The organism is Bacillales bacterium (assembly GCA_035700025.1).
Lineage (GTDB): Bacteria > Bacillota > Bacilli > Bacillales > DASSOY01 > DASSOY01.
On sequence record DASSOY010000079.1, the window covers coordinates 1 to 7,160 of the forward strand.

Annotated in this window: 9 protein-coding genes; 6 read left to right on the forward strand and 3 right to left on the reverse strand. The window is 51.5% G+C overall.

Annotated features, from left to right (window positions below; all coding sequences use genetic code 11):
* Both VFK44_14180 and VFK44_14185 read right to left on the reverse strand, forming a co-directional pair.
* Window positions 1–408 (reverse strand): Ada metal-binding domain-containing protein (locus tag VFK44_14180; GenBank protein HET7629516.1); only part of this gene is annotated, 408 nt, incomplete at its 3' end.
* 80 nt (window positions 409–488) lie between these two features.
* Window positions 489–1,148 carry a hypothetical protein gene (locus VFK44_14185; protein ID HET7629517.1) on the reverse strand — a complete coding sequence of 220 codons (660 nt, stop codon included), beginning with the start codon at window positions 1,146–1,148 and terminating at the stop codon, window positions 489–491.
* Window positions 1,149–1,462: 314 nt separating this feature from the next.
* Here VFK44_14185 and VFK44_14190 point away from each other — a divergent pair, with 314 nt between their 5' ends.
* Window positions 1,463–1,795 carry a class I SAM-dependent methyltransferase gene (locus VFK44_14190; GenBank protein HET7629518.1) on the forward strand — a complete coding sequence of 111 codons (333 nt, stop codon included), beginning with the start codon at window positions 1,463–1,465 and terminating at the stop codon, window positions 1,793–1,795.
* A 225-nt stretch (window positions 1,796–2,020) separates the two neighbouring features.
* Here the strand turns inward: VFK44_14190 and VFK44_14195 are convergent, their stop codons facing one another.
* Window positions 2,021–2,164: a hypothetical protein gene (locus tag VFK44_14195; GenBank protein HET7629519.1), complete on the reverse strand. Its 144-nt coding sequence runs from the start codon at window positions 2,162–2,164 to the stop codon at window positions 2,021–2,023.
* Between the two features lie 91 nt (window positions 2,165–2,255).
* On the opposite strand from VFK44_14195, the gene VFK44_14200 reads away from it, so the two are divergent.
* The 5 genes from VFK44_14200 to VFK44_14220 all read left to right on the forward strand — a co-directional run.
* Window positions 2,256–4,247, forward strand: a complete 1,992-nt coding sequence (locus VFK44_14200) for a phospholipase D-like domain-containing protein (GenBank protein HET7629520.1) — start codon at window positions 2,256–2,258, stop codon at window positions 4,245–4,247.
* Window positions 4,248–4,407: 160 nt separating this feature from the next.
* Entirely contained in the window at window positions 4,408–5,169 is a 762-nt protein-coding gene (locus VFK44_14205) for a hypothetical protein (protein ID HET7629521.1), read from the forward strand.
* Window positions 5,170–5,182: 13 nt separating this feature from the next.
* The gene (locus VFK44_14210) at window positions 5,183–5,569 is read left to right on the forward strand and encodes a VOC family protein (GenBank protein ID HET7629522.1); all 387 of its coding nucleotides are present in this window, start codon (window positions 5,183–5,185) and stop codon (window positions 5,567–5,569) included.
* A 92-nt stretch (window positions 5,570–5,661) separates the two neighbouring features.
* Window positions 5,662–6,024: a DUF202 domain-containing protein gene (locus VFK44_14215; GenBank protein ID HET7629523.1), complete on the forward strand. Its 363-nt coding sequence runs from the start codon at window positions 5,662–5,664 to the stop codon at window positions 6,022–6,024.
* Between the two features lie 189 nt (window positions 6,025–6,213).
* On the forward strand, window positions 6,214–7,160 hold a 947-nt coding region (locus VFK44_14220), incomplete at its 3' end, for a site-specific integrase (protein HET7629524.1).

Genomic DNA, 7,160 nt, shown 5'->3' on the forward strand with positions numbered 1-7,160 from the left:
GAGTCCCATCCGGCGGGCACGCGCGTACTGCACGAACGTCATCCCGAACCGCTTCTTGAACTGCCGGCGGGCCGTCGACGCATCCACGCTCAACGCTTCGAAATCTCGGTCCTTCCAACGCTTCTCGGGATTCGTCTCGACCGCTTCGACGAGCGTTCGAACCAAGTCGGAGACTTGGTTCGGGTGCGACAGCGGTCGGCATCGCTTGCACGGGCGAAACGAGGCGAGCAGCGCCGCTTCGGCCGTCTCGAAAAACTCGCAGTTGGCGAATTTTGGCTTTCGTGCCGGGCATGTCGGGCGGCAGAAGACACCCGTCGTTTTCACGCCGACGAAGAACACGCCTTCATACTCGGAATTTTTATTAAGGAGAGCCTTGTAATATTTATTTTTCTTCTTTGCTGAAATCATCGCAATCTTCCTTCCGTTCTCGTTGCATCCATTATAACCCGAGTCTGAAAGCGCACCGCCGAAATTTGAGCGTTGATTTTTTAAGGCAAAACCGGGTTCCACATCGATTGCGTATTCGCACGTTCAATCAGGCGGACCGCGGGGATATGTGACAGGGAAACAATATCGGCGTTGCGTGCAGAGAGTTTGATTCCATAAAATTTCAGCTCATGCGCAAGGATCGAATCGCGCTCGGCTTTCTTATCCTTGTAAAGGATTTGATAGGCTTCGTAAGCTTTCCGGTCGGCTTCTGTTTTGGGCGAATCTCCGCGCGCGGCGAGCTCTTTTTTCATTGTAGTCAGTTGCGCTTCCATGTGCGTCAGGTCATCAGACAGCAATTGCCTTTTAAAATGTTTGAGTGCTGCCTCCAGCGTCTCATCGTCTTTTTTTATGTACACACCGGTGAACGTATCATTTTCCGTTTTACAAACTTGATAAATTTTCTCGATTTTCAGATGGTATTTTTCGTCGAGTGCTTTGAGGTCGCGGGCATCTTGTAAGTCTTTAAAAGAGACGAGGACTGTGCTCTGTTGCTGAGGAAGAAGATTCATAGACAGCGTTTGCGTTTTCGCAATGACTGCTCTCGCCTGAGCCCCGCGGTCAAAAGCCGCAAGGATGCCGGTCGGATAGGGCGTAAACCCGACAAGGAGAAACAATAGGAACAACAAGCTGAGGCAGGCAGCCAATAATTTTTTCCACATCGCAATTCCTCCGTTCGCTCATAGTAATCTTATTATAACGTTTAGCCCGCTAACGGACATCTCGTCCTCTTAGCGGTTGATTTTGTGTGAGTTTGAATTCTAACGGACATACAATCCTCTTAGCGCCATTTTTACTGTTCGCGGCAGGTGATTTTCTCTTCTAAGGGGATCAGATGTCCGTTACATTTTTCAAGGCATGTTTTTCCCCGGCTAAGGTGACCCAATGTCCGTTACAAGTTGCAGCCAACCGAAAGCCCCGTTAAACTGAAAGCAAATCGCCCAAAGGAACTGGGTAGTTATGAGCGTCTATACGAATGGCGCACCCAAAACGAAAAATCACTCACATAAATGAGCATACGATGGACCGAAACAAATACTCAGCGATCGCAACGAGAAATCACGACTTTAACAACCCGATCAGCCGGGAAAAGTGGGAGCGTCTGCTGGATCAGCTCGACTTAAAGCCGGGGGAGAAAATATTCGATATCCGCGCCGGCAATTGCGAGATTCCGATCCAGTTCGTCGAGAAGTTCGACGTGACGGTGACTGCCGTTGAGCTGTGCGAGCCGCATCTTGAAGGCGGCAAACAGCGAGCGGAAGGACGCAGGACTCGTCCCGCTTTGGGCGTTCACGGCGAGCGAGGATGAGGGGGACGCGTTCGAGTGGCGGTACGCGAAGTCGGTGGTGGATTAGGTGCAGGCGCATCCGAATGCGGAGGAGATGCGGGAGATGATACGTTCGTGGAAACGAACGTATCATCGATGGAGCAGGGACACGCTCGGGGTTGGCGTGTTCGTGACCCGCATTGATCGAAAAAGGTGACCCCATGAAAAAGCTGAAAAAATTGAAACCCTTCGTCAGGAATGTCCCCGTCATGCAACGCTATCAGTGGCAAAAGGCAGGTGCGGCCAATAATTCATCCGGAAAACGAAGGCGAAAACGAACAATCCGACGACCATCGCGATCATCGTTACGATCGAACCATTCCGTTCGCGGCAAGTTCGCCCTAGATCCATAGACTCATTTCCTATGAATTTCACCTCCCGCCAAATGAACCTTGTTATAATCACCAAGTGTGCCAATTTCGTTAGGGAAAGGAAGACATCTATGAGATTACTGAAAAAGGCGGGCATGTCCGCGCTGGCGTTGCTGGCAATGGCTGCGGTTGCGCTGCCGGGACATCAAGCGAATGCGCAAACAAAGACGACGGCGGATCACGTCGTCATCAACGAAATTGCCTGGATGGGAACGACGACGAGTTACAACGACGAGTGGGTGGAGTTGTACAACCCGACGGCCCGCGGCGTGAGCGTGGACGGCTGGAGATTGGCGACGGCGGACGGCACGCCGGATGTGACCTTGTCGGGAACGATCGAGGCGCAAGGGTTTTACATATTGGAAAGGACGAGCGACGGTACGCTGCCGGATACGGCGGCTGATAAAATTTACGCCGGAGCACTGGTGAACGCGGGCGAAGATTTGCGGCTCGCGAATGCGAGCGGCACCGTGATCGATGAAGTCGATCAGTGGTACGCGGGAGACAACGACGCGAAAGCGACGATGGCGCGCGTGTCGGCGAGTGCGCCGGGCACGGACGGCGCGAGCTGGAGGACGGCGATTACGGCGTACGGCGGCGGGTACGGGACGCCGGAGGCGGTGACGCCGAACGAAGGGGCGGCGGACAGCGGGCCGGGATCGATCGCGGTGTATTTCAATAAAGCGGTCGATACGAGTGTGGCGGCGGATGGGAATGAAGCGAACGGGAACGTGAATCTTGCCGAGAAGCTGATCGCGCGGATCCATGCGGCGACGGAATCCGTTGACGCGGCGATTTATGAGATCAATTTGCCGAACGTCGTGCAGGCGTTGATCGCCAAGGCGGCCGAAGGCGTGCCGGTGCGAATGATCGTTGATGCGAAGGAGACGGAAGATTCGGGGCATGTCGAGCGGTATAAGCTCATGCGCGTCTATTTGGAGCAACTCGTGCGCGGGGCGGACGGCGAGGTCGGGACGGCCGATGATGTGCACGTGTTTGCCGACTCGCCGATATTCGCGGTCGAGGATGCGAGTTTCCGCCAGCAATATGGGTTGGCGGCGAGCGGATACAAGGATTTTCCGCGCAAAACGGTGGATGTCGGGGAGCATACGAGCAGCGGGTATTTCATGGTGGACGCCGAGCAGAAGGCGGACGGCGGTTACTATTCGCCCGGCGAGCAGATGCACAACAAGTTCGCGGTCATCGACGACGAGGAAGTGTGGACGGGGAGCTGGAATTGGACGACGACCGGGTTGTACGGGAGCGAGGCCAATCGCGAAGCGGGTATTTTGGGGGGCAACTCGCAAAATGTTGTCGATATTGTGTCGGAGCCGCTCGCGACCGTGTATGAGACGGAGTACAGCGAGATGTGGGGATCGCGGGCGCTGACGCCGAATCCGGCGATGGCCAATTTCAATGATCGAAAGACGGACAACACGAAGCATACCGTCTATGTGAACGATACGAAGATCGATGTGTATTTTTCCGGCGGCGACGATGCGATCGGTCATGTTACGGACTACATTCAGGCGTCGGCGGACGAAAGTGCGCATTTTTGCATATTTGCCTGGTCGGATCAATCGATGGTGAACGCGTTAAAAGTGAAATGGGAAGGCTCGGCCGAGGACAACGTCGGCACGCGGACCGGGTTTGAGGTCAAAGGGGTATTCGACGAAATCTTCTGGAACCAATGGTGGTCGGCCTCCGTCGATATGACAGGAAGGACTGCCAGCGACACGAGCGAGAACAACCCGAACATCCGCTGGAATCATCCGGCGCCGGTGTACGAAGACAACGAAGACCGGAAGCTGCACGACAAATACATGATTATCGATGCCGGCACTTCAAGCGACCCGACCGTCATCACCGGATCCACGAACTGGAGCACGAACGGCAACACGAACAACGACGAAAACATGCTTTTCATTCATAACGGCCGGATTGCTAACCAGTACGAGCAGGATTTTTATCAAAGGTATGAAACGGCCGGGGGAACGGATGCACACAGCTTCTGGGAGCGCCTCTGGCATGCACTTAAAAAAATCGTTGGCATGGGCAACTAATTCGTTTGCCGCTGTCAGCGATTTCTGCTTTTTTTAGGGGGTTGATCGAACATGAACAGCAAGGCAATCGATCGTGTTGCGGATTTAAAAATCAGCAAAGAGAAGCCGATAAGAACATCAAGAAGTTCTCATCGAAAATTCAAGCGCAGGAGGTAATTTTTTGAGAAAAAATAATTTATTCATTTTAAAAATTTGGATCCCGGTCATCCTCGCTTTTGTGTTGTTGTTGATCTTATTGATCCATGCTGATGCGATAGTGTATGCAGCGGCAGCCGCCTCTGTCCCCTTTATTTTTATTTTAAGAAAAGTCCTATGGTCAGGAATGAATAAGGACATAAGCAAAGCCCTGCAAAGTGAAACATCGGAGGCATTGATTCACACGCTTACAAAACCATTGAAAAAACAAACGAACGAGAAAATCAAACAGGCATTTTTGGCTTACCATACGGCATTGCCTTACGTCTTATACGGAGAGTATGAAAAAGCTGAGAAAACGATGAGCGAGGTGGATTGGGAAGGCGTGGAGCCGCTTTATCGAACGGTAGATTTAAACATCAAGAGTTTGATTCATTATTTTACGGGGGAAATCCATTCTGGGATCTCAAACGCCCGCAAGGCTGCAGCATCTTCAACCCCTTCAAAGCTGTTCCCCGGCGTGAATAAATCAAACGAATTTCAAGAAATGTTTGTCGAAATCGGCCAGGTGTTATACGGATTTCAAAGTGAGAAAATCATTCATAGCCTGGAAATGAAATTCACTAAACTCCCTCTTTTGACGCAATTGATCCTTGCCTGGACCTTGATGAACGTTTATCAACAAGAAAAGGAGACAGCAAAATACGAGAAGATGAAGACCTTTTGCGAGACTCACGCTCCTCATTGCAAAAGTTTGAAACCCCTTTACAATGAAGGGCAAGATTAAAGGGAGGGTGAACATGAACTACCGCGAATTCGGCTTGATTTTATTTGTTGAGCGATACGTGGCCAGCATTCACTTTTATAAAAATATCTTGCAATTGCCCGTCAGAAAAGAAAAGGATACGCTCGTCAGCTTCGATTTGCCGTACGGCTATTTGATGGTCGAACAAGGAGGCGTCGGCAGCACGAGCGAAAAGCGACGAAGCGAAAACCCGACGGTGCTTCGCTTCGATGTCGATGACCTAGCAGCGGAAGTCGAAACCCTAAAGAAACGGGGCGTTTCTTTTACGGAAGATCGATTGACTTTCTCTTGGGGCACGATCGCCGTTTTTCACGATCCCGACGGCAACCGGATCGAGCTTGGAGAAATCAACCGTACGAGCGGATCATACAAAAGCATTTAATTTGGTGTCCGCAGATTGAAACAGGGAGACGGGGAGCGTTAAAATGAGCGTAGAATCGATTCGACGCAAAGCAGCGAAAGAGGCGAGCGCACATGAAGAAGGATAAGAACCAACTGCCATACGCCCAACAGCATTTAGCAAACGAACGAACATATTTGGCATGGATTCGCACTGCCGTTGCGATCTTCGGCATCGGATTCTTGGTTACCAGCCTCCATTTCGCCGACGGGATGGGCGATGATCCGTTCGGCAACACCCTTGTCATCGTCCTCGGTTTTTGCACCGGAGTTTGCGGCATCTTCATCATTTTAATGGCCACCTTCAGCTATTTGCGGAAAGAAAAACAAATCATGAACAACACTTTCCATTCCTCGCGCCGGCAGATCTATGTTACGACATTATTCCTGATCGTGATCATCGCCCTCACCGCCCTTTACGTCGTCGGACTTCTATAATACCGTTGAATATTCCAAAGAAACGATCCCGCACAGCTTTCGCGCTGTGTTTTTTTATGGAAACGAATTCCGCCTGAAAAGTCAGTGACGCCAAATTTCGTCGATTAAGCAATAAAAATAGCATTTTCTGGCAGGATTTTTCCCATTTTTGTCGAAGTAAAGAGGTGTAGACGAGTCGAGGTGGATAAGATGGGCGTTTTTGTTGAGTCGGGAAAAGACGGCGAATTGATCGTTCGCCTTCCGTATTCGGAAGCACGTGTCGCGAAGATTCGAAAGTTCCAAGGACGAAGGTGGCATCACGACGAGAAATACTGGACCCTCCCCCACACTCAAGAGCACCTCGAGCAACTCAAGGTCCTATTCACTCAAGACGACCTTCAATTTTCTCCTTCCTTGCAACCGCACACCGAAGAACCCGCACCCGACAGCCTTCCGCCACAACCATCAGAACTAGACCAAATGAAACAACGGCTGCGATTGAAAGGCTATTCGGTGAAAACCCAGAAAGCGTACCTCGGGCATGTGCAGCGGCTGGGCCAATTTTATGATAAAAATTTCTTGGAGTTGGCGCCCGAAGAAATTCGCCGATATGTGCTGCATCATCTGGAAGAACGCGAGGCTTCGCACTCCTACGCCAATCAGCTCGTGAGTGCGCTGAAATTTTTTTACCATGAAGTGTTGCACCGGGATGACGTCATCGTGAAGCTTCCCCGGCCGAAGCGCCAGCAAACCTTGCCGTCCGTGCTCAGCCAAGAAGAAGTCCGGCAGATCCTTGAGGCGGTAGACAACATCAAACATCGCGCGATTCTCTTCACGATCTACTCGGCCGGCTTACGATTGGGTGAAGTTGTTCGCTTGAAAGTGAGTGATTTGGACGTCGAACGGAAGTTGATTCATGTGCGGCAAGGCAAGGGACGCATGGACCGCTACACGCTGCTTTCGGATGTGACGATGGAGCTGCTTGAGATTTACATAAAAGCCATCCGGCCGAAGGAATGGTTGTTCCCTGGTCAACCAAAAGACCGCCACATCAGCGAACGCTCCGTCCAGAAAATATTCGATCGAGCGAAAACGAAAGCCGGCATCCAGAAAAAAGCCACCGTCCACACGCTGCGCCATTCCTTCGCGACGCACCT

What these genes read in the sequence shown, in the direction of transcription:
- VFK44_14195 (HET7629519.1), bottom strand. Translation starts at nt 2,164, where the DNA reads ATGGATCTAGGGCGAACTTGCCGCGAACGGAATGGTTCGATCGTAACG.
- VFK44_14210 (HET7629522.1), top strand. Translation starts at nt 5,183, where the DNA reads ATGAACTACCGCGAATTCGGCTTGATTTTATTTGTTGAGCGATACGTG.
- VFK44_14200 (HET7629520.1), top strand. Translation starts at nt 2,256, where the DNA reads ATGAGATTACTGAAAAAGGCGGGCATGTCCGCGCTGGCGTTGCTGGCA.
- VFK44_14215 (HET7629523.1), top strand. Translation starts at nt 5,662, where the DNA reads ATGAAGAAGGATAAGAACCAACTGCCATACGCCCAACAGCATTTAGCA.
- VFK44_14190 (HET7629518.1), top strand. Translation starts at nt 1,463, where the DNA reads ATGGCGCACCCAAAACGAAAAATCACTCACATAAATGAGCATACGATG.
- VFK44_14185 (HET7629517.1), bottom strand. Translation starts at nt 1,148, where the DNA reads ATGTGGAAAAAATTATTGGCTGCCTGCCTCAGCTTGTTGTTCCTATTG.